Here is a 21941-nt window from a genome sequence, read left to right on the forward strand (position 1 = left end):
GGCCGCCCGCCGCGCCTCCGGACGGGCGGCCCGTGATGCTCCCGCCGGAACCGGCGCCCCCGCCCGCCCCGGGCCCCGCCGCTCCCCCGCCGGGCGGCATGCGGCGCACCGACCGCGAGATGCTGGTCGTGCTGGCCTGCGGCGCGGTCGCCGGGATCGTCGCCTTGGTCGCCCTGCTGTTCGCGTTCCTGATGTGACGGTTCAGGAGGTCCGCACCGGTTCCGTCGGGCGGGCCGGGGTGTCGGTGGGACGGCCGATCAGGCGGGACAGGACGATCGCCGTCTTGGTCGCCGTGATGTTGTCCTCGCGGCGCAGCCGCTCCAGGGTCTGCTCCAGATGCTGGATGTCGCGCACGCGCACGTGCACCAGGGCGCTGGCGTCGCCGCTGACCGTGTAGGCGGCGACCACCTCGGGGTGGTTGCGGATGCTGGAGTAGATCTCGTCCGGGGACGTCGCCCCGGTGCAGAAGATCTCGATGAACGCCTCCGCGCCCCACCCCAGCGCCGCCGGTTCCACCACCGCCGCGAACCCCGTGATCACGCCCTCGGCGCGCAATCGGTCCACCCGGCGTTTCACCGCCGGGGCCGACAATCCGACGCGGTCGCCGATCTGCGCGTAGGAGGCGCGGCCGTCCTCCAGCAGGTGCGCAACGATTCGACGGTCCAACTCGTCAAGACGCAACAAACAACTCCCCCCAAGTCGATTTTCAGCATTGGTCGCCGGTTGATCCCGAACATACGCTGAGTTCAGGGCCGCCGCCCACCCCCTGTCGGCGCGGTCCGCACACCCCCCTCGGCACCGGTCACCACCGGTGTGTCCAGCGATCCCGGCCAGACCGGCCGGACCGAACCGGGCGAAGGAGCGTCGTGACACGATCCGACCAGCTACGGGCCATGTCCGAGGAGCACAGCGCGCACAACTACCATCCGCTGCCGATCGTCATCGCCGAGGCGGACGGCGCGTGGGTCACCGACGTCGAGGGCCGCCGCTACCTGGACATGCTCGCCGCCTACTCGGCCGTCAACTTCGGCCACCGCAACCCGCGGCTCGTGGAGGCCGCGCGGCGGCAGCTGGACCGCGTCACCCTCGTCAGCCGCGCGTTCGACCACGACCAGTTCGGCCCGTTCGTGACCGAGCTGGCCGAGCTGTGCGGCAAGGACATGGTGCTGCCGATGAACAGCGGCGCCGAGGCCGTCGAGACCGCCCTGAAGACCGCGCGCAAGTGGGGTTACGAGGTCAAGGGCGTCCCGGCCGGCCAGGCCAACATCATCACCTTCGACGGCAACTTCCACGGCCGGACGACGACGATCGTGTCGTTCTCCACCGACCCGGACGCCAAGGACTCCTACGGCCCGTACACGCCGGGATTCCGGACCGTTCCCTACGGGGACGTCGCGGCGCTCAAGGCCGCCATGGACGACGACACCGTCGGCGTCCTGGTCGAGCCGATCCAGGGTGAGGCCGGCGTCAACGTGCCGCCCAGCGGGTTCCTGCGGGCCGTGCGGGAGCTGTGCGCCGAGCGCGGGGCGCTGATGCTCGCCGACGAGATCCAGGCGGGCCTCGGCCGCACCGGGACGACGTTCGCCTGCGACCACGAGGACGTCGTGCCCGACGTCTACATCCTCGGCAAGGCGCTCGGCGGCGGCCTGATGCCCGTCTCCGCCGTCGTCGCGAACGCCGACGTGCTCGGGGTCTTCAAGCCCGGCCAGCACGGTTCCACGTTCGGCGGCAACCCGCTGGCCTGCGCCATCGGGCGCGAGGTCGTCGCGATGCTGCGGACCGGCGAGTTCCAGGAACGTTCCCGCGAGCTCGGCGCGCACATGCACCGGCGGCTCGGCGAGCTGTCCAGCGACCTGGTGCAGGAGGTGCGCGGGCGCGGCCTGTGGGCGGGCGTCGAGCTGCACGGCAGGGCCCGGCCGGTCAGCGAGCGGCTCATGGAGCTGGGCGTGCTGGCCAAGGAGACCCACGAGACCACGCTGCGGCTCGCCCCGCCGCTGGTGATCGAGCGGGAAGATCTCGACTGGGCGCTGGACCAGCTGGAGACCGCGCTGAAGGGCTGAACACCGGCCCCGCGCAAAGACTCGGGCGGCCCCCGGACAACGGAGTCCGGCGGCCGCCCGCGCCATCGGCGGAACTCCGGCGACACACGCGTTCCGGGCTGCGCGGCCCGCGCGTCCCCGGCTCCGACAATGATCACCATGTCGCCCGCACCGCGAATCGCGGTCATCGTCACCACCGTCGGAAGGCCGCGGCTGCTGGACCGCCTGCTGCTGTCGCTGGCCGGGCAGACGCTGCCCCCGGCGCGGGTGGTCGTCGTGGACCGGGGCCGCCGGCCCGGCACCGCCGCCGTCGTCGAGCACCGCTCCGACCGGCTCGCCGTCCACCACGTCACCGCGCCGGGCGGCACGTCCGCCGGGCGCAACGCGGGCCTGGTCGCGCTCGGCGTCCTGGAGGCCTCCGCCGTCGAACGTCCGTCCGCGATCGGCACGCTCGACGCGATGCTCGGCGCGCCCGCGCCGCGGCCGCCGGCCGAGCGGACCGCCCGCGAGCTCGTCGCCGCCGGTCCGGCCCGGGGCATGGTCGCCCTCGCCGAGCCGGACGGCTTCGACGTCGTGCTGTTCCCCGGCGACCACACCTGGTACCCGCCGGACGCGCTGGAACGCGGCGCCCGAGCCCTCGAAGCCGGGGCCGACGTGGTGTCCGGCCGCATGGTCGGCGGTGGCGGGGCGCGACCGCCGCTCGGCGAACGTCCCGCGCGCATCGACGACCGCAACGTCTGGACGCTCGCCCCCGCCGAGTCCTGCTTCTTCCGCGCGTCCTTCCTGCGCACGGCCGGCGGGTTCGACGAGGGGCTGGGCGCGGGCTGCGACACCCCCTGGCAGTCGGGCGCGACGGCCGACCTGCTGCTGCGCGGCCTGCGCGCCGGAAGCGTCCTCAACCACGCGCCCGACATCCGGGTGTTCGAGCACGACCCCGACGCCCCTCCGGCCGGAACGCCCGAGCACGGCGCCAGGGCCCGGCACGCGGCGCGCGGCGCCGGGCGCGTCCACCGGCGGCACTACGGCGGGTACGCGTGCGCCCGCGCCATCGCGCGCCCGCTGGGGGCGGCGGCGCTGGCGTTCCTGCGGCGCCGGAGGCCGGAGGCGGCCTTGCACCTGCACCGGTCGGTGGGGCACCTGGAGGGGCTGACCGGGGCGCTGCTCCCCGCTCCCCCGCCACCCGCGCCGCCCGCGTCACAGGGCTGATCCGCGAGTCCGGCGTCAGCCCACCAGGGTCTGGAAGACCTCCAGATGGCGCCGGGCGGTGGCGTCCCAGGTGAACGCTCGGGCCCGGCCGAGGCCCAGCTCGCGCAGCCCGACCGCGGCGGACTCGTCGTCCAGCACCTCGGCGAGCGCGGCGGCCAGCCCCGCCACCGTCAGCCCGCGCGCGATCCGCGCCGCGCCCCCGGCGGTCTCGGGCAGCGCGCCCCGGTCGGAGATCACCACGGGGGTGCCGCAGGCCATCGCCTCCAGCACCGGCAGCCCGCACCCGCCGTGCGGGGACGGGACGGCCAGCACCGCCGCCGCCCGCAGCAGCGGCGCGACCAGAGCGCCGGGCACCGCGCCGAGCCGCCGCGCGTGCGGGGCGGCGTCCAGGACGCGGACGGTGCGCGCGTCCCCGCCGCCGGGCCCCCCGGCGACCACGAGCGGGACGCCGAGCCGGGCGGTGGCCTCGACCAGCAGGGGGACGTTCGCGCGCGGCGAGGGCGGGCCGAGGGACAGCACGAACCGCTCGGGCAGCCGCACCGGCCCCAGCAGCGCGGCGTCGCCGTCGGCGCCGGGGTGGAACCGTCCGGTGTCCACGCCGGGCGGGATGACGTGCAGCCGCCGCGCCGGCACCCCGAACGCGCGGCGGATCCGCCCGGCCGAGAACTCCGACGCCGTCACGACCGCGTCGGCGGCGCGCGCCATGCCGCCGACGCGCCGGTACCAGATCCGTTCGGCCAGGGTGCGGCGCGTTCCGGCGGGCCGGTGCGGCGGCAGCCCGTGGAGGGTCGCGCAGACCGGCACCCGCGCCGGGACCGGCGCCAGGACCGGCGCGCCCGTGGCGGCCGGATAGTGCAGCAGGTCGATGCCCGTCCCGCGCGGCCACAGCAGCCCCTCGGCCAGCGGACCCACGTTCACCCCGAGCGGGCGCAGCCCTTCGTACAGCGCGCGGGCATGGGCGGTGTCGCCGCCCACGCGGCGTTCCCACACCTTCCCCGGCACCCCGACCCGCATGGCCACCTCCGCTCCGGACGTCGTGGCGACCGTAGGCCCGCCCGCCCCGCGCGGCCCGGGGGCGCGCCCTCGGCGTTGGCCGACCTGGGCACTTCTTGGGAACGCCGTGACCCGCTCGCATTTTGTCGTCCGGCTGGATTAGTCTAGTTAGACCAATCCAGCCGGACTAAGAAGGTGGAGATGGCCCGTCCCCTCACGCCCCTGGCGCTCACCGTGCTGCGGATGCTGTTCGAAGGCCCGATGCACCCCTACGAGATGCAGCAGCAGATCCGGGTCCGCGCCTACGACCAGGCGGTCAAGCTCACCCACGGCGCGCTCTACAGCACCGTGGACCGGCTCGCCGCGAACGGGCTGATCGAGCCGCTGGAGACCAGCCGGGAGGGGCGCCGTCCCGAACGCACCGTCTACGCGATCACCGAGCGGGGCCGCGACGCCGCCCAGGACCGCCTGGCCGAGCTGCTGGCCCGGCCCGAGGTCGAGTTCCCGCTGTTCGGCACGGCGCTCGCGCTGATCATCATGATGGAGCCCGGCGCGGCGCTGATCCATCTGCGGACCCGCGCGGTCGTGCTGCAGTCGCAGGTGGCGGCCGAGCAGACCGCCTACGACGCGCTGATCAAACGCGGGCTGGAACGCCCGAAGATGCTCGACCAGGAACTCAAGATCGCGCAGCTGCGGACCGAGCTGGACTACATCACCGGCCTGGTCGAGGACCTGGCCGCCGGACGTCTCGACTGGACCCCCGGCGACTCCTCCAGCTGCATCGACCGACCCGAGACCCCCCGGAAGAAGACCTCATGACCAAGCTGCGCGGAAACCCCTGGGCGGTGCTGCTCACCCTGTCCCTCGGGTTCTTCATGACGCTGCTCGACCTGACCATCGTCAACATCGCGATCCCCAGCATCATCGACAGGCTGGGGGCCTCGCTGGACCAGGCCCTGTGGATCACCTCGGCCTACGTCCTGACCCTGGCCGTCCTGCTGATCACCGCCGGGCGGCTCGGCGACCTGTGGGGCAAGAAGAACCTGTTCGTCGCCGGGGTCGTCGTGTTCACCCTGGCCAGCCTGGCCTGCGGGCTGGCGCAGGACCCCGCCCAGCTGATCGCGGCGCGGGCCGTGCAGGGCCTGGGCGCGGCGCTGCTGATGCCGCAGACCATGTCGATCATCATCGAGACGTTCCCGCCGCAGCGCCGGGGCGCGGCCCTCGGCGTGTGGGGCGCGGTCGCGGGCGTGTCCGCCATCGCCGGACCCACCGTCGGCGGGGTGCTGGTCACCTCGCTGGACTGGCGCTGGATCTTCCTGGTGAACCTGCCGATCGGGATCGCCGTGGTGGCGCTGGCGTTCCCGATCCTGCCCGGCCGCACCCGCGCCGTGCGGCACCGCTTCGACCTGACCGGCGTGCTGCTGGCGTCGGCGGCGCTGCTGTGCCTGACGTTCGCGCTCACCGAGGGCCAGAAGTACGACTGGGCCGCCTGGATCTGGGGCCTGCTCGGACTGTCGGCGGTGCTGCTGGCCGTGTTCGTGCTGCACCAGCGCGGCAGGCAGGACCGCGAGCCGCTGGTGCCGTTCGCGCTGTTCAAGGACCGCAACTTCGCGATCCTCAACTTCGTCGCCGCGACCGTGTCGGTCGGCATGGTCGGCGTGTTCCTGCCGATGACCATCTACCTGCAGTCGGTGCTGGGCTACAGCGCCCTGAAGGCGGGCCTCGTGATGGCCCCCTCCTCGCTGATGTCGATGCTGCTCGCCCCGGTCTCGGGCCGGCTGGCCGACCGGATCGGCGGCCGGTTCCTGCTGATGGGCGGTCTGCTGCTGTACGTGGCGGGCAACGCGTGGTTCCTCGCGGCCGCGGGCCCCGACACCCCCTGGCCCGCGCTCCTGCCCGGAATGATCATCAGCGGGATCGGTGTCGGCGGCGTGTTCGCGCCGATGGGCACCGAGGCCACCCGCAACGTCCCGCGCCACCTGGCCGGCGCCGCCTCCGGCGTCAACAACACCATGCGCCAGGTCGGCTCGGTGCTCGGCGGCGCGGTGGTCGGCGCGGTGCTCCAGCACCAGCTCGCCGCCGCGCTGCGGACCGAGGCGGCCGAACGCGCCACCGCCCTGCCGCCGCAGGCCCGCGAGGGCTTCGTCGACGGCTTCTCCAACGCCGCCAAGGGCGGCCTGGAGGTCGGCGCGGCCCACCACGGCACGACCCCGCCGCCCGGCACCTCCCCCGGGGCCGCCCACCAGGTCCAGGACCTCGCCGCCCAGGTGTTCGCCCACGGTTTCGTCGACGCGATGAAGCCGACCGTCGGGGTCGCGCTGGCCGTGGTCCTGTGCGGCGCGGTGGCCTGCCTGGGCGTGCGCGCCTACCGGGGCGAGCCCCGGCGGGACCCCGTCCCGGATCAGGCGATGGCCCGGTAACGCCCCTGGTGGAAGACCAGCGGACGGCCGTCGGGGTCGGGGAGGTCCAGCGAGAGGACCTCCCCGACCACGATGCTGTGGTCCCCGCCGTCGTGCACGGCGTGGGTGCGGCACTCGATCGCCGCCAGCGCCCCGGACAGGATCACGGCCCCGGTGACGGCCCCGCGCTCCACGGCGAACCCGTCGAGCTGCCCGTCGAGGGGCCGCCCCCGCGTGGCGAACCACTGCGACGCCTCCCGCTGCCGCTCCCCGAGCACCGAGACCGCCCAGGTCCCGCCGCCCAGCACCATGTCGTGCAGCCGGGAGGTCTTCTCCAGGCAGACCAGCACCAGCAGCGGTTCCAGCGACACGGACGTGAACGCGTTGACGGTCATGGCGTGGTCGACGCCGTCCACGACGGTGGACACCACGGCCACCCCCGTCGCGAACCGCCCGACCACCTGCCGGAACAGCACCGGATCGACCGCCGGGGCGGCCGGGGCGGGGAGGTGGGGGTCATCGCTCACAATGGTTCCGACTGTACCCGCCGGTACATCACGCCCACCCGGCCAGGGCACCCGCCCGGCACCGGGACGAGGGGGACATCACCCGTCCCGGTGACACTCACGAACGCGACCACTCGCAGAAACCACGCCATTCCCCACGACGAACGCGTGCGGCGCGGGCCCGCCCGGCCGTCCGCCCGGCCGCGCCTACCCGTCGACGCGCGTGGCCCCGCGGGTCAGCCAGTCGCCGGCCGGCCGGGCGGGCGGGGTCGCCAGCCAGCCGCCGACCGCCGCCAGGATCCCGCCGATGATGTAGACGTAACCGCTCACCGTGCCGCCGATCACCAGATCGCCCTCCGGGCGCTTCAGCGACAGCACCAGCGTCACCACGACCCAGGCGGCCGCCGGGACGAACGCGCCCAGCCGGCTCCCGGTCGCCCAGCCCGCACCGCGGACCAGGGCGAAGTTCAGCAGCGCCAGCGCGGCGGCGGGGATCGGCAGCGCCACGACCATCCAGTTCTGGGCGAACGACCCCAGCACCGCCACCACCACGCCCAGCAGCGCGAACGCACCGTGGGACGCACCGGCCAGCACGGCCGCCACGGGGGTCTCGGCCGGGGCGGCGGGTGGCGGATGGTCCGGGGGTGCGGCGCCCTTCTCCAGGGTGACGCGGGCGTCGTCGTTGGGGTCCACGTCCGTCAGGGTATCCAGCCGATCAGCGGGCGGGGACGGCGAACAGGTCGTTCTCCCGGCCGTTGGGACCGGTGCCCGTGCCACGCTCGCCCTCCAGCAGGATGTAGTACTCGGTGCCGAACGCCTGCTGCCCCAGGTTGTTCGACAGCGCGAAGTAGGGGCCGACCTCGTCGGGCGCGACGGTGATCTGGGTGCGGTGGGCGCGCAGCGCGGCGATCTTGTCGGGCAGGTGGGCGCGGGCGTCGATCGCCGTGGTGACCAGGTCGTCGGGGACCGCCGAGCCGAGCTCCTCCAGGCCCGCCACGCGCGGGAACGGCAGCTTCGCCGCCTCCCGCATCACCGCGACCGCGCGGGCCAGCACGGTGCGGGGGGTGGCGTAGGCGTAGAACTTGGCGGCCCGCCACGGCTCCCGGCCGTCCCGGTGGCCGGGGTCGGCGGCCAGCTCGAACGCGCGCCGCGCCACCCGGTGGGCCTGGATGTGGTCGGGGTGGCCGTAGTTGCCGCGCTCGTCGTAGGTGACGATCACCTGCGGACGGACCTCGCGGATGACCTCGACGAGCGCCCCGGCGGCCTCGGCCGGGTCGGCCTGCCAGAAGCAGCGCGGGTCGTCGTTGGTGGGGGCGCCCATCATGCCCGAGTCACGCCAGCGGCCCGCGCCGCCCAGGAAGCGGTGGTCGGTGACGCCGAGCGCCGCGCAGGCGGCGTCCAGCTCGCCGATCCGGTACTCGCCGAGCCGGTCCTCCTTGTCGGAGGCCAGGTGGGCGAGCTCGGGCGGGATGACCTCGCCCTCCTCGCCGAGCGTGCAGGTGACCAGGCACACGTGGGCGCCCTCGGCCGCGTACTTGGCCATGGTCGCCCCGGTCCCGATGGACTCGTCGTCCGGATGGGCGTGGACGAACAGGATGCGCTGGCCGGTCATGGTGCCTCCTGGTCTGGACTGGGGAGCGTCAAGATCGGGAGCGGACTAGCGATCTTGCAGGCGACGAGGGAAGACCAGGAGTTCCAGCACCATGGCCCGCCGTGCCGAAGGCGTGGCGATGAGCAGGTCATAGTCTCCGAGCGTACTCAGCGGGCCGGGCGGTGACGTCGCCCGACCCTGTGATCTGCGACCCCGTGTCCCGCGCCGGGGCCGCGCCGTGTCCGCTTCGTGGCCGCGTCGCCCGGTTCAGGACCCGCCGGTGGAGTTGTCGCGCACGTTGCCGTCGTTCTGGCCGCCGTTGCCGCCCCCGCCGTTGTCGCCACCGCCGCCGTTGTTCCCGCCGCCCGTCGGCGGGCCGGTCTCGGTCGGGTTCTCGGAGGTGGGCGGCTGCCCGGTCGTCGTCGGCTGCGTCGGACGCGTCGTCGGCTGCCGGGTCGGCACGGTCCGGGTCTCCCGCGGCGTGGTGGAGCGGGTGGTGCGCGGGGACTGCGGGACGACCGGGTCCCGCGTCTCCTCGGTCCGGGTCTCCCGCTGGCTGCTGGTGGAGTCGGAGGGGCTCGGGTCGTCGGTGTTGCCGGTCCGGTCGTTGGTCGCGGCCATCGCCAGGCCCACCACCAGCGCCAGCACGGCGATCGCCGCGACGGCCGCGAAGATCGGCCACCGGGACTTGCGCTCGGGCGCGTAGCGGTCGTCGTAGCCGCGGTCGACGTAGCCGCCGCGCGTGGCGCCGCGCCCGCCGCCGTACCCGGCGGGCTGGGTCTCGTAGCCGGGGGCCGGGGGCAGCGTGCCGGTGAACTCGGCGGGCGTCACCCGGCGGGTGCCGCCGGCGGGGTCGGCGTGCGGCAGCGGGGCGATGCCCGCCGCCATCGTCTCGCCGGCCGCCAGCATCGAGGTGGCCTGCGCCGCGTCCTCCATCCGGGTCTGCGCCACCGGACCGCTGCCGATCATCGTCATCATGATCTGCTGCGCGGTGGGCCGCCGGTGCGGCTCCTTGACCAGGCACGCCGCCAGCAGCGGGTGCAGGTCCTCGGGGACGCCGGCCAGCGTCGGAGGCTCGTGCATCACCCGGTTGATCACCGCGACCACGGTGTCGTCGCCGAACGGCGGCCGACCGGTCGCGGCGTACACCATCGTCGCCGCCCAGGCCCACACGTCCACGGCCTCGGTCAGCCGCTCCCCGGCCACCTGCTCGGGCGCCATGTAGGAGGGGGTCCCGATCGCCTTGGTGGCCGCGGTCTGGCCGGTGTCCAGGGCCCGCGCGATCCCGAAGTCGATCACGCGGGGGCCGTCCGGCGCCATGATCACGTTGTGCGGCTTGAAGTCGCGGTGCACGATCCCGGCCTGGTGGATCGCCACCAGCGCCGTCGCGGTGCCGATCGCGAGCCGCTCCAGCGCCGCCCCGACCAGCGGACCCTGCTCGGTGATCTGCTTGTAGAGGGACGGGCCCTGGACGTACTCGCTGGCGATGTAGGGCTGGTCGCCCGCGACGTCGGCCTCCAGCACCTGCGCGGTGCAGAAGCGCGCGACCTGCTTGGCGGCCTGCGCCTCGCGGACGAACCGGTTCCGGGCCGAGGCGTCCCCGGCCAGGTCGGCCCGCAACAGCTTGATCGCCGCGTGGGAGCCGTTGGCGTCCACGCCGAGGTAGACGACGCCCTGGCCGCCCTCACCCAGGCGTTCGAGCACCTCGTAGGACCCCAGCCGTCGCGGATCACCCGGCTGCAGCTCCGGCATGGACAACTCCTTCAACGCGCGGTGAGAGCTTGGCGAAGCTTTGAGCTTACGCGAGCGGGCCGCCCGACCAAGGCGTGTTGCCCGTTCCCCAGCGATCAAGTCGCGCAACCGATATACACCGAATGTCCCGACGGCGCCCGCCATGCCCGTCGGGAACGCCGCCACCCGGCTGGCAGACTCTTGTCATGAGCATCAGCTATCCACGGCAGAGCGCCCGCACCCGGAGGTTCACCCTCGGCGTGCCGCGGGCCTTCCAGATCGCCCCGGACGGGTCGCTGGTCACCTTCCTGCGCACCAAGGCGGGCGACGACCCGGTCACCTGCCTGTGGACGCTGGACACCGCGACCGGCGAGGAACGCCTGCTCGCCGACCCCACCGCGTTGAACGTCCCCGGCGAGGAGAACCTCCCCGCCGAGGAGCGCGCCCGGCGCGAACGCGCCCGTGAGGCCGCCGGGGGCATCGTCGGCTACGCCGTCGACCGCGACTGCCAGCAGGCCGTGTTCACGCTGGGCGGCCAGCTGTTCCTGGCCGACCTGGTGTCCGGGGACGTCCGGCAGCTTCCCGCGCGGACCCCGGTGTTCGACCCGCGCCTGGACCCCGCCGGGCGGAACGTCGCCTACGTCGCCGACCGCACCCTGCGCGTGATCGGCGTGGACGGCTCCGACGACCGCGCCCTCGTGCAGCCCGAGACCGACCAGATCTCCTACGGCCTGGCCGAGTTCATCGCGGCCGAGGAGATGGGCCGGATGCGCGGCTACTGGTGGTCGCCCGACGGCGGGACCGTCCTGGCCGCCCGCGTGGACGAGACCCCCGTCACCCGCTGGACCATCGCCGACCCCGCCAACCCCGAGCGGCCCGCCGCCGAGACGGCCTACCCGGCCGCCGGGACGCCCAACGCGATCGTCGGCCTGGTCCTGCTGAAGATCGACGGCGGGCGGACCGGCGTGGCCTGGGACCGGGGCGAGTTCCCCTACGTGGTGACCGCCTCCTGGGACCGGCACGGCCTGCTGATCGTCACCCAGTCCCGCGACCAGCGCACCCAGCGGGTGCTGAAGGTCGACCCGACCAACGGCGAGACCGCCCTCGTCCACACCGAGCACGACCCGGTGTGGACCGAGATCGTTCCGGGCATCCCGGCGCGGCTGGGCGGCGAGCTGGTCTGGATCACCGAGGACCACGGCGCCGAAACCCGCCGCGTCACGGTCGCGGGCCGGCCGGTCACCCCGCCCGGCCTCCAGGTCCGCTCCGTCCTCGGCGTGGACGGCGACGAGATCCTCTTCACCGCCTCCGAGGAGCCCACCGAGGTCCACGTCCACACCTGGTCGGCCGCCGGCGGCGTCACCCGCCTCACCGACGGCCAGGGAGTGTTCACCGGGCTGCGCTCCGGGGACGTCACGCTGGTCAGCGGCAGCCGGCTGGACGCCGACGGCACCACCGTCGAGGTCCGCGCCCCCGGCGGCGTCCACGCGATCGCCTCCCGCGCCGAGACCCCGGCGATCACCCCGAAGGTCGAGCTGCTGCGCGCCGGGGACCGCGAGATCCGCACCGCCGTGGTCCTGCCCACCGGCTGGACCCCCGCCGACGGCCGCCTGCCGGTGCTGATGGACCCCTACGGCGGCCCGCACGCCCAGCGCGTCCTGGCGGTCCGCCGCGCCTACAACGAGGCGCAGTGGCTCGCCGACCAGGGCTTCGCCGTCGTGATCGCCGACGGGCGCGGCACCCCCGGCCGGGGCCCGGTGTTCGAACGCGCCGTCCGCGGCGACTTCGTCGGCCCGGTGCTGGAGGACCAGATCACCGCGCTGACCGAGGCGGCCCGGCGGCACCCCGGAGCCCTCGACCTGGACCGCGTCGGCATCCGCGGCTGGTCGTTCGGCGGCTGGCTGGCGGCGCTGGCGGTGCTGGCCCGCCCGGACGTGTTCCACGCGGCGGTGTCGGGCGCGCCGGTCACCGACTGGCGCCTGTACGACACCCACTACACCGAGCGCTACCTGGGCCACCCCGACGAGGAGCCGGAGAACTACACCGCCAACTCGCTGATCGCGATGGCGGGCAAGCTCGAACGGCCCCTCATGCTCATCCACGGCCTGGCCGACGACAACGTGGTGGCCGCCCACACCCTCCGCCTGTCCTCGGCCCTGCTGGCGGCGGGCCGCCCGCACACGGTCCTGCCGCTGTCGGGCGTCACCCACATGACCCCGCAGGAGGAGATCGCCGAGAACCTGCTGACCCTGCAGGTGGCCTTCCTCAAGGAGAACCTCGCGTAACGCCGGGTCCGGGGTGTAGCTGGCTACACCCCGGACCCGGGAGCGCGCCCGCTGGGGGCGCGGCGGCCGGACCGGCAGGATCGGAACCAGTCGATCAACCCGAAAGGTCCGTCATGAAGCCCCTGCTCTGGTTCGTCCTCGCCATCGCGATCTCCGTGAACGTCTCCACCAGCTTCGCGTTCGAGGGCGCGATGCAGATCGCCCTCAGCGTCGGCACCGGCGTGGTGACCATCGCCTCCGCCGTGGCGCTGTGGATGCTGCACACCCGCAGCTCCTGACGGCCCCGTTCCTAACGGCCCGTGCGGTCCGGCTGGTGGTCGCCGTGCCAGCTCGCCCACAGCGCCGCGTAGGAGCCGTTCGCCTCCAGCAGCGCGTCGTGGGTGCCCAGCTCCGTGATCCGGCCGTCCTCCACCACCGCGACGCGGTCGGCGTCGTGGGCGGTGTGCAGGCGGTGGGCGATCGCCACGACGGTGCGGCCGTCCAGGACGGCGGCCAGCGAGCGTTCCAGCCGCCGCGCCGCGCGCGGGTCCAGCAGCGACGTGGCCTCGTCCAGCACCAGCGTGTGCGGATCGGCCAGCACCAGGCGGGCCAGCGCGAGCTGCTGGGCCTGCGCCGGGGACAGCGTCTCGCCGCCCGACCCGACGCGGGCGTCCAGGCCGGGGCCGTCCCAGTCGACGGCGGCCAGCGCGGCGGCGGCCTCCTCGTCGGTCGCGCCGGGCCGGGCCATGACCAGGTTGTCGCGCAGCGCCCCCCGGAACACATGGTGCTCCTGGGTGACCAGCGCGACATGGCCGCGCAGCTCCTCCAGAGGCAGCTCCACCAGCGGGACGGCCGCGCCCTCGCCGACGGTGACCGTGCCCGCGCGGGGCCCGTCCACCCCGGCCACCAGGCGGCCCAGCGTGGACTTGCCCGCCCCGCTCGGCCCCACCATCGCCAGCCGCTCCCCCGGCCGCAGCGCCAGGTCCACGCCGTGCAGCACGTCGTGGCCGGGCCGGTAGGCGTAGTGGACGCCGCGGGCGGTGAGGCGTTCCCCGTCGGGCCGGGCCTCGCCCGCCACGCGGTCCGGCGGGACGTTGCCCACGCCCAGCAGCCGGGCCAGGGACGCGCCGCCGACCTGGAGCTCGTCCAGCCAGCTCAGCAGCATCTCGATGGGGCCGTTGATCTGCACCACGTACAGGGTCGCGGCCGTCACCTGCCCCAGCGACGCCAGGCCATTGGCGTGCAACAACCCGCCGACCAGCAGCGTCGCCGCCACCGGCAGCACGAAGCTGATCTCGATCACCGGGTACAGCACCGTCCGCAGGCGCAGCGTGTACCGCTCGGCCCGCCAGGTCCGCGCGATGTCGGCGTCGCCGCGCCGCCGCCGCGCCGCCGCCAGCCCGAACGCCTCCACCGTCCGCGCCCCGTGCACGGTCTCGGCCAGGCCGTCGGTCATCTCGGCCCAGGCGGCGTTCTCCCGCAGGTAGCCCTCGCGGGCGCGCGGCAGGTACCAGCGCATCACGCCCCACAGCAGCGGCACCGCGACCAGGCACGGCAGCGCCACCAGCGGGCCGGTCAGCACCAGCGCCCCGGCGGTGAACACCACCGCCATGGCCCCGATCAGCGTCTCGGGCACCGCGTACCGCACGCTGGTCGCCAGGGCGTCCACGTCGCGGGAGGTGCGGCTGACCAGGTCGCCGGTCCCGGCGCGTTCCACGGTGGACAGCGGCAGCGCCAGCACCCGGTCCACGAACTCCTCGCGCAGGTCGGCCAGCACGCGTTCGCCGAGCCGCGCCGAGGCGTAGTGGGCCAGCCAGGTCAGCACGCCCTGCGCGACCACGAACGCGGCGATGGCCAGGCCGATCCGGTCGATCGCCGCCCGCCCCCGCGACACGCCGTCGACCAGCTCGCCCAGCAGGCGCGGCGCGACCAGGCCGCACACCGCGGCCAGGGCGTGCAGCGCCAGCGCCCCGGCCAGCGCGCGGGGGTGCCGCAACGTCAGCCGCCGGGCGTAGGCCCGCACCTGCGCCGCCGACGCGACCGGCAGTTTCCGGGCAGTACTCATGGCCTCGCCTCCGCTCGGCGGCGAACGGGCGCTTGACGCGCCGTCCTCCCTCGTCGCTCCGGTCGCAAGCCCCCACTCCGCTCGCTGCGCTCGCTCCGCGTGTGCGCACTGCCCATCGGCTCGCTGCGCTCGCGGGCCGGTCCAGACGACGCGCGCCCGTTCGCCATCACATTCCCCTGGTCACGACGGCCGCGTAGCGGGACGCGGTGTCGAGTAGTTCGCGGTGGGTGCCCTCGGCGACCACGCGGCCGTCCTCGACGTAGGCGACGCGGTCGGCGCGGTCCAGCAGCAGCGGGCTGGTCGTGCACACCACCGTGATCCGGTCGGGCCGGGCCGCGCGCAGCCGGTCGGCGACGCGGGCCTCGGTGTGGGCGTCGACGGCGCTGGTCGGCTCCACCAGGACCAGCACCTCCGGGTCGGCGGCCAGGGCGCGGGCCAGCCGCAGCCGCTGCTGCTGGCCGCCGGAGAACTCCCGGCCCGCCTCGGCCACGTGCGCGTCGCGTCCCACGGCGGCCACGATGTCCTCGGCGTTGGCGGTGACCAGCGCCGCGTCCAGGTCGCCGCGCCCGGTGGTGGTCAGGGACCCGGCGAGGGGGCCGGAGAACAGCCGGTCCTCGTTGACGGCGACCAGGACGCGGTCGCGCAGGTCGGCCAGGTCCGCCAGCGGCACCCCGGCGTAGGTGACCTCGCCGGGCGCGTGGCGGCCGAGCCGGTCGGCGACGGCCTGGGCGTCGCGCGGGTCGGCGGCGGCCACCATCGTCAGCTCGCCGGGCCGCGCCACCAGCCCGGACCCGGCGTCCACGAGGTCGCCGGGGCCGTCGGGGCGGACCGTCCCGGCGAGCGGGACCTCGGGCTCCAGTTCCAGCAGCCGCACCACGCGGCCCGCCGCCACATGCCCCTTGGTGAGCTTCCCGGCCAGCTCGCCGAGCGTCTTGAGCGGGTGGATCAGGAACACCGCGTAGCCGTAGAACGACACCAGCTGCCCCACGCTGAGCCGCCCGTCGGCGGCGTACCGGGCCCCCGCCCAGGTCACCAGCGCGACCAGCAGGCCCGGCAGCAGCACCTCCGCGCCGCTCAGCCGCGACTCGGCCGCCGCGACCCGCACCCCGGCGCTCCGCACCCGCTGCGACTCGCCGCGGTACCGCTCGGCGAACAGCGTCTCGCCGCCGATCCCGCGCAGCACCCGCAGGCCGCCCACCAGGTCGGTGGCGTGGGTGTTCAGCTCGCCGACCAGCTCCCGGTGCGCGTCCTCGCGGCGCCGGTACGGCCGCAGCAGCGGCGCGGCCAGCAGCAGGATCACCGGCACGCCGACCAGCACGATCAACCCCAGCGGCGGCGACGCCACCAGCATGATCGCCGCGACGGCGACGATCGCCACGATCGCGCCCGAGCCGCGCGACAGGATGTCCATGGCGTCGCCGATGTGCGCCACGTCCGACACCCCGACGCTCACGACCTCCCCGGCGCTCAGCCGCTTCGGCAGCGTCGCGCCGAGCCGGGCGGCCTGCCGGGTCGTCACCTGGACCGTGCGGAAGGCGGCGGCCAGCCAGTTGAACACCGAGTTGCGGTGCCGGGTCACGCCCGCCACGGCCTGCACGACGCCGAGCCCGAGCAGCGCTCCGGCCCACAGCGCCAGCGCCGCGGGGTCGCGGGCGGCCACCCCCTGGTCGATGGCGCGGCCCACCACGGCGGGCATGACCGCCTGGGCGAGCATCCACACCACCCCGAGGAGGGCCCCGGCGATGACCGTGGGCGCCTGGGTCCGCACCAGCCAGGTGAGGTAGCGCGTCGGGGAGCGATGGTCGGGCGTTCCGGGATCGTCGACCGGCAACGTTCTCACGCGACGCAGCGTAAGCAGGCGGCCGCGTGCGGAACCACTGATTTTTCGGGGGGTTCCCACCAGCGGGAACGTCCCGGCGTCACATTCCGTTGAAGACCATGCACGGTCGCGGGGATGCGCGCACGCGATCAGAGCGGATATCGTCGGGGCCGATGTTCCTGCGCTCCATGAGCCGGGACCCCGGTGGCCGGGACGCCCCGCCGCCGCCCGGCGCGGACCGCCCCCCGCCCACGACCGTGCGTCGGCGACGCGCGGAACGGTCCGCCGCCCGCGCGCCCCGCCGGTGAGTCCAGCCGCCGCCTACCGTCCGGAAACCCTTTCGTGAGCACACTCAGTCACCAGCCGCACTTCCTGCCCGCCGGGGCCGAGGAGCGGGTCGACCTGCTCCTGATCGACGCCGACCCCTCCGACATGGTGCTGGTCGACCGGATGCTCGCCGACAGCGGCGTGGACGCGCGGATCACCACCGCCACCACCCTGGAGCAGGCCCGCGCCCGGATGGGCCGGCACGTCCAGTGCATCATCGTCGACCTGTCGGCCCCCGGCATCGACCGCCTGGCGGGCCTGCGGCAGGTCCTGGAGATGTCCGGCAACGCCGCCGTCGTCGTGCTCACCGCCCTCGACGACGACGCGCTCGGCGTGCGCGCCGTCGCCGCCGGGGCCGAGGACTACCTGGTCAAGCAGGAGGTCGACGGGCCGCTGCTGGCCCGCGCGGTCCGCTACGCCATCGAGCGCAAGCGCGCCGAGGAGACCGAGCGCCGCCTGGTCGAGGCCCGCATCCTGGGCCGCGAGAACGCCCGGCTGGAACGCGGCCTGCTGCCCGTCCCGCTGATCGACGACCCGGCCCTGACGCACTGCACCCGGTACCGGCCGGGCCGCCGCCGCGCCCTGCTCGGCGGCGACTTCTACGACACCGTGCAGACCGCCGACGGCGCGGTCCACCTGATGATCGGCGACGTGTGCGGGCACGGCCCCGACGAGGCCGCCCTCGGCGTCCAGCTCCGCATGGCCTGGCGCACCCTGGTGCTGGCCGGGCACTCGGGCGAGGACCTGCTGCGCATCCTGGACACCGTGCTGGGCCACGAACGCCGCAGCGAGGAGATCTTCACGACGCTGTGCAACGTCACCATCGCGCCGTCGCGCCGCACCGCCCGCCTGCACCTGGCCGGGCACCCCGCGCCGCTGCTGTTCCGGCCCGCCGCCGGCGGCGGGCCCGACGAGGTCACGGCGCTGCCCGAGTACGCGCACGGCCCCGCGCTGGGGCTGTTCCCCGGCGCGGACTGGCCGACCACCGAGGTGGAGCTCGGCGGGCGGGACGCCACCGAGTGGAGCCTGCTGCTCTACACCGACGGCCTGATCGAGGGCCGCACCGGCGACGGCACCTCCACCCGGCTGGGCACCGAGGGCCTGACCGGACTGGCCCGCGCCGCGCGCGCCGACGGCGCCTCCGGCCGCGGCCTGATCGACCGGCTGGTCGCCGAGGTCGAGGAGCTGAACGGCGACGCGCTCACCGACGACCTGGCGGTGCTGATGCTGTCGCACCGGCCGCGCACCGCCCCGTCCGCGCACTCCGACGAGGCAGGCCACACCGCTCCGGTCCTGGTCACCGCGCCCACCGCCGACGCGGGGCGGGCCGATACCAACTGATGTACTACAGCTTGTAGTTCCCGGCTCGCGCTGTGAAGTCGCTCACTTCACCTCGCCGACGTCGCGTCGGAAAAGCCCGGACCGGCACCGTTCATAGCCAGCGGCTATCGAAACGAGTGCCGCCATGACTTGGATCTCTTTCCCCAGGCAGTCGTACGGTTCGGGCGTGGCTATAGCGATACCTGCGATTTACCGATCGACCGTCGGCAAGAAGGCCGTGATGGCGGTGAGCGGCGCCGTCATGGTGACGTTCCTCGTCCTGCACATGATCGGGAACTGGAAGATCTTCTTTGGCGCCGAGAGCTTCAACCACTACGCGCACTGGCTGCGCACGATGGGTGAGCCCGTGGTGCCCTACCGCACCCTGCTGACCCTCCTTGAGGTCGTGCTGGTGCTCTCGGTGGTCCTGCACATGTGGTCCGCGTGGTCACTGGCCCGGCGCGCCTCCGCCGCCCGGCCCGTGAAGTACCACGGCAAGAAGAAGTCCCACGCGCAGGGCTACGCCACCCACATCATGCGGTACGGCGGCATCACCCTGCTGCTCTTCATCATTTGGCACCTGCTGGACCTGACGTTCTTCGTGGTCAACCCCAAGGGCTCCGCCGCGACGCCCTACGACCGCGTCGTCGCCGACTTCGCCCCCGAACGGTTCTGGGTCACCGCGATCTACATCGTCGGTGTCGTCATGGTCGGCCTCCACCTGCGCCACGGCGTCTGGAGCGCCTTCCAGACCCTCGGCCTGCGCAGCCCCCGCAACAACCGCGCGCTGCGCCTGCTGGCCGGGGGCCTGGCCCTCGTGCTGACCATCGGCTTCCTCATCGTGCCCCTCTCTGTCACCTTCGGACTGGTGAGCTGACCATGACCACCGACACCCTCTTCACCCTCGGCGACCCGATCGCCGACGAGAAGGCCCCGCGGGGCCCGGTCGAGGACCGCTGGACCACGCGCAAGTTCGAGGCCAAGCTCGTCAACCCGGCCAACAAGCGCAAGAAGAAGATCATCATCATCGGCACCGGGCTCGCCGGCGGCTCCGCCGGCGCGACCCTGGGCGAGGCCGGCTACCACGTCATCCAGTTCTGCTTCCAGGACTCGCCGCGCCGCGCCCACTCCATCGCCGCGCAGGGCGGCATCAACGCCGCCAAGAACTACCGCAACGACGGCGACAGCGTGCACCGCCTGTTCTACGACACCGTCAAGGGCGGCGACTTCCGCGCCCGCGAGTCCAACGTCCACCGCCTCGCCGAGATCTCCACGCAGATCATCGACCAGTGCGTGGCGCAGGGCGTCCCGTTCGCCCGCGAGTACGGCGGCCTGCTCGACAACCGCTCGTTCGGCGGCACCCAGGTGTCCCGCACCTTCTACGCCCGCGGCCAGACGGGCCAGCAGCTCCTGCTCGGCGCCTACCAGGCCCTCATGCGCCAGGTCGACGCCGGCAACGTCGAGCTCCACGCCCGCCACGAGATGCTCGACCTGATCATGCAGGACGGGCGGGCCCGCGGCGTCATCGTCCGCGACCTGATGACCGGCGAGGTCAAGAGCTACACCGCCGACGCCGTCGTGCTGGCCTCCGGTGGCTACGGGAACGTCTACTTCCTGTCCACCAACGCCATGGGCTCCAACGTCACCGCCACCTGGCGGGCCCACAAGCACGGCGCCTACTTCGCCAACCCCTGCTACACGCAGATCCACCCGACCTGCATCCCCTACTCCGGCGAGCACCAGTCCAAGCTGACGCTGATGTCGGAGTCGCTGCGCAACGACGGCCGCGTCTGGGTGCCCAAGGCGGTCGGCGACAAGCGCAACCCCAACGACATCCCCGAGGACGAGCGCGACTACTACCTGGAGCGCATCTACCCCTCGTTCGGCAACCTGGTGCCGCGCGACATCGCCTCCCGCGCCGCCAAGAACGTCTGCGACGAGGGCCGCGGCGTCGGCCCCGGCGGCCAGGGCGTCTACCTCGACTTCGCCGACGCCATCAAGCGCCTCGGCCGCAAGACCGTCGAGGCCAAGTACGGCAACCTGTTCGAGATGTACGAGCGCATCACCGGCGAGAACCCCTACGAGGTTCCGATGCGCATCTACCCCGCCGTCCACTACACCATGGGCGGCCTGTGGGTGGACTACGACCTGCAGTCCAACATCCCCGGCCTGTTCGTGATCGGCGAGGCCAACTTCTCCGACCACGGCGCCAACCGCCTCGGCGCCTCGGCCCTGATGCAGGGCCTGGCCGACGGCTACTTCGTCCTGCCCACCGGCCTCGGCGACTACCTGGCCCGCAACACCGGCCTCGACGAGGTCTCCGACACGGCCGTCAGCGAGGCCCAGGAGCGCGTCCGCTCCCAGATCGACAGGCTCCTGTCGATCGACGGCGACCGCACCGTCGACTCGTTCCACCGCGAGCTCGGCCGCGTCATGTGGGAGTACTGCGGCATGGAGCGCACCGAGGAGGGCCTGCGCAAGGCGCTGGAGCTCATCCCCGCGCTGCGCGAGGAGTTCTGGACCCGGGTGAAGGTCACCGGCGTCGGCGAGGAGCTCAACAAGGAGCTGGAGAAGGCCGGCCGCGTCGCCGACTTCCTCGAACTCGCCGAACTGATGTGCGTCGACGCCCTCCACCGCGCCGAGTCCTGCGGCGGCCACTTCCGCGCCGAGTCCCAGGACGAGGACGGCGAGGCCAAGCGCGACGACGAGAACTTCTCCTACGTCGCCGCCTGGGAGTGGGGCGGCCAGGGCACGCCCGTGCTCCACAAGGAAGCCCTCGAGTTCGAATACGTCAAGCCCGCACAGAGGTCGTACAAGTAATCATGAAGGTCACACTGCGCATCTGGCGCCAGAAGGGTCCTCAGGACGCGGGCAAGATGGTCGAGTACCCGCTCGACGACATCTCCCCCGACGCCTCCTTCCTGGAGATGCTCGACGTCCTCAACGAGGAACTGATCACCAGGGGCGAGGAGCCCGTCGCGTTCGACCACGACTGCCGCGAGGGCATCTGCGGCATGTGCTCGCTGGTCATCAACGGGACCCCGCACGGTCCCGAGCGCAACACCACCACGTGCCAGCTGCACATGCGCAAGTTCAAGGACGGCGAGGTCATCGACGTCGAGCCGTGGCGCGCCAGGGCGTTCCCGGTCGTCAAGGACCTGGTCGTCGACCGCTCCCCGCTGGACCGGATGATCCAGTCGGGCGGTTACATCACCGCCCCGACCGGCACCGCCCCCGAGGCGCACTCGGTCCCGGTGCCCAAGCCGGCCGCGGACAGGGCGTTCGAGGCCGCCGAGTGCATCGGCTGCGGCGCCTGCGTCGCGGCCTGCCCCAACGGCTCGGCCGCCCTGTTCCTCGGTGCCAAGATCACCCACCTGGGCCTGATGCCCCAGGGCCAGCCCGAGCGCTGGGACCGGGTGGTCAACATGCTGGAGACCCACGACGCGGAGGGCTTCGGCGGCTGCACCAACACCGGCGAGTGCACGGTGGCCTGCCCGAAGGGCATCCCCCTCGACGTGATCAGCACGCTGAACCGGGACTACTTCAAGGCCACGGTCGGCGGCCGCAAGAAGTAACCGCCACCGGAACATCGCGTGTGCCCCGGGCCGCCAGGTCCCGGGGCACACGCGTTCCCAGGCTCCAACCACACGGCCCTCCCAACGCGACCTCATCACCCCCCCC

Annotated in this window: 19 protein-coding genes; 11 read left to right on the top strand and 8 right to left on the bottom strand. The window is 73.9% G+C overall.

Annotated elements, in window-relative coordinates; translation table 11 throughout:
- A partial coding sequence (locus tag AKI01S_RS52140; RefSeq protein WP_176582795.1) for a hypothetical protein occupies positions 1 to 197 on the top strand: 197 nt, incomplete at its 5' end.
- A gap of 4 nt (positions 198 to 201) precedes the next feature.
- Here the strand turns inward: AKI01S_RS52140 and AKI01S_RS41695 are convergent.
- Positions 202 to 681, bottom strand: coding sequence for an Lrp/AsnC family transcriptional regulator (locus tag AKI01S_RS41695; RefSeq protein ID WP_067831268.1), 480 nt, complete (start codon positions 679 to 681; stop codon positions 202 to 204).
- A gap of 185 nt (positions 682 to 866) precedes the next feature.
- Here AKI01S_RS41695 and rocD point away from each other — a divergent pair, with 185 nt between their 5' ends.
- On the top strand, positions 867 to 2060 hold the full coding sequence (gene rocD / locus AKI01S_RS41700; RefSeq protein WP_281186203.1) for an ornithine--oxo-acid transaminase: 1194 nt from the start codon (positions 867 to 869) through the stop codon (positions 2058 to 2060).
- A 138-nt stretch (positions 2061 to 2198) separates the two neighbouring features.
- Positions 2199 to 3245: a glycosyltransferase gene (locus tag AKI01S_RS41705; protein WP_067831271.1), complete on the top strand. Its 1047-nt coding sequence runs from the start codon at positions 2199 to 2201 to the stop codon at positions 3243 to 3245.
- Positions 3246 to 3260: 15 nt separating this feature from the next.
- On the opposite strand, the gene AKI01S_RS41710 is transcribed toward AKI01S_RS41705, so the two are convergent.
- Positions 3261 to 4259, bottom strand: coding sequence for a glycosyltransferase family 4 protein (locus AKI01S_RS41710; RefSeq protein WP_067831273.1), 999 nt, complete (start codon positions 4257 to 4259; stop codon positions 3261 to 3263).
- A 180-nt stretch (positions 4260 to 4439) separates the two neighbouring features.
- Between AKI01S_RS41710 and AKI01S_RS41715 the strand changes: the two genes are divergently transcribed.
- Both AKI01S_RS41715 and AKI01S_RS41720 read left to right on the top strand, forming a co-directional pair.
- Complete coding sequence (locus AKI01S_RS41715) at positions 4440 to 5057, top strand: PadR family transcriptional regulator (RefSeq protein WP_067831275.1); 618 nt, start codon at positions 4440 to 4442, stop codon at positions 5055 to 5057.
- A complete protein-coding gene (locus AKI01S_RS41720; RefSeq protein WP_067831277.1) occupies positions 5054 to 6658 on the top strand; it encodes a DHA2 family efflux MFS transporter permease subunit in 1605 nt (534 codons plus the stop codon). The genes AKI01S_RS41715 and AKI01S_RS41720 overlap by 4 nt, the downstream gene beginning before the upstream one ends.
- Here AKI01S_RS41720 and AKI01S_RS41725 read toward each other — a convergent pair.
- The 4 genes from AKI01S_RS41725 to AKI01S_RS41740 form a co-directional block, all read right to left on the bottom strand.
- Positions 6640 to 7164, bottom strand: a complete 525-nt coding sequence (locus AKI01S_RS41725) for a flavin reductase family protein (protein ID WP_067831279.1) — start codon at positions 7162 to 7164, stop codon at positions 6640 to 6642. The genes AKI01S_RS41720 and AKI01S_RS41725 overlap by 19 nt on opposite strands.
- 186 nt (positions 7165 to 7350) lie before the next feature.
- Positions 7351 to 7836, bottom strand: a complete 486-nt coding sequence (locus AKI01S_RS41730; RefSeq protein WP_067831281.1) for a DUF6113 family protein — start codon at positions 7834 to 7836, stop codon at positions 7351 to 7353.
- A 22-nt stretch (positions 7837 to 7858) separates the two neighbouring features.
- Positions 7859 to 8755, bottom strand: a complete 897-nt coding sequence (gene mshB, locus AKI01S_RS41735) for an N-acetyl-1-D-myo-inositol-2-amino-2-deoxy-alpha-D-glucopyranoside deacetylase (protein ID WP_067831283.1) — start codon at positions 8753 to 8755, stop codon at positions 7859 to 7861.
- Between the two features lie 246 nt (positions 8756 to 9001).
- Positions 9002 to 10486 (bottom strand): serine/threonine-protein kinase, encoded by a 1485-nt coding sequence (locus AKI01S_RS41740; protein WP_067831285.1) that lies wholly within the window; start codon positions 10484 to 10486, stop codon positions 9002 to 9004.
- Positions 10487 to 10671: 185 nt separating this feature from the next.
- On the opposite strand from AKI01S_RS41740, the gene AKI01S_RS41745 reads away from it, so the two are divergent.
- Together AKI01S_RS41745 and AKI01S_RS51365 are read left to right on the top strand one after the other, a co-directional pair.
- Positions 10672 to 12750 carry a S9 family peptidase gene (locus AKI01S_RS41745; protein ID WP_067831287.1) on the top strand — a complete coding sequence of 693 codons (2079 nt, stop codon included), beginning with the start codon at positions 10672 to 10674 and terminating at the stop codon, positions 12748 to 12750.
- A gap of 113 nt (positions 12751 to 12863) precedes the next feature.
- Entirely contained in the window at positions 12864 to 13028 is a 165-nt protein-coding gene (locus AKI01S_RS51365) for a hypothetical protein (protein ID WP_157420539.1), read from the top strand.
- An 11-nt stretch (positions 13029 to 13039) separates the two neighbouring features.
- Here AKI01S_RS51365 and AKI01S_RS41750 read toward each other — a convergent pair whose 3' ends face one another.
- Together AKI01S_RS41750 and AKI01S_RS41755 are read right to left on the bottom strand one after the other, a co-directional pair.
- Entirely contained in the window at positions 13040 to 14794 is a 1755-nt protein-coding gene (locus AKI01S_RS41750) for an ABC transporter ATP-binding protein (protein WP_067831289.1), read from the bottom strand.
- Positions 14795 to 14960: 166 nt separating this feature from the next.
- The gene (locus AKI01S_RS41755; protein WP_067831291.1) at positions 14961 to 16634 is read right to left on the bottom strand and encodes an ABC transporter transmembrane domain-containing protein; all 1674 of its coding nucleotides are present in this window, start codon (positions 16632 to 16634) and stop codon (positions 14961 to 14963) included.
- A gap of 321 nt (positions 16635 to 16955) precedes the next feature.
- Here AKI01S_RS41755 and AKI01S_RS41760 point away from each other — a divergent pair, with 321 nt between their 5' ends.
- The 4 genes from AKI01S_RS41760 (at position 16956) to AKI01S_RS41775 (ending at position 21835) form a co-directional block, all read left to right on the top strand.
- A complete protein-coding gene (locus AKI01S_RS41760) occupies positions 16956 to 18281 on the top strand; it encodes a PP2C family protein-serine/threonine phosphatase (RefSeq protein WP_245682007.1) in 1326 nt (441 codons plus the stop codon).
- Positions 18282 to 18405: 124 nt separating this feature from the next.
- Positions 18406 to 19137 carry a succinate dehydrogenase cytochrome b subunit gene (locus AKI01S_RS41765; protein ID WP_084000774.1) on the top strand — a complete coding sequence of 244 codons (732 nt, stop codon included), beginning with the start codon at positions 18406 to 18408 and terminating at the stop codon, positions 19135 to 19137.
- Between the two features lie 2 nt (positions 19138 to 19139).
- Positions 19140 to 21080 (top strand): fumarate reductase/succinate dehydrogenase flavoprotein subunit, encoded by a 1941-nt coding sequence (locus AKI01S_RS41770; RefSeq protein ID WP_067831295.1) that lies wholly within the window; start codon positions 19140 to 19142, stop codon positions 21078 to 21080.
- A 2-nt stretch (positions 21081 to 21082) separates the two neighbouring features.
- Positions 21083 to 21835, top strand: coding sequence for a succinate dehydrogenase/fumarate reductase iron-sulfur subunit (locus tag AKI01S_RS41775; RefSeq protein ID WP_067831296.1), 753 nt, complete (start codon positions 21083 to 21085; stop codon positions 21833 to 21835).
- Positions 21836 to 21941 lie beyond the last annotated feature (106 nt).

This window comes from Actinomadura kijaniata NBRC 14229, from assembly GCF_001552175.1.
Taxonomy (GTDB): Bacteria; Actinomycetota; Actinomycetes; order Streptosporangiales; family Streptosporangiaceae; genus Spirillospora; species Spirillospora kijaniata.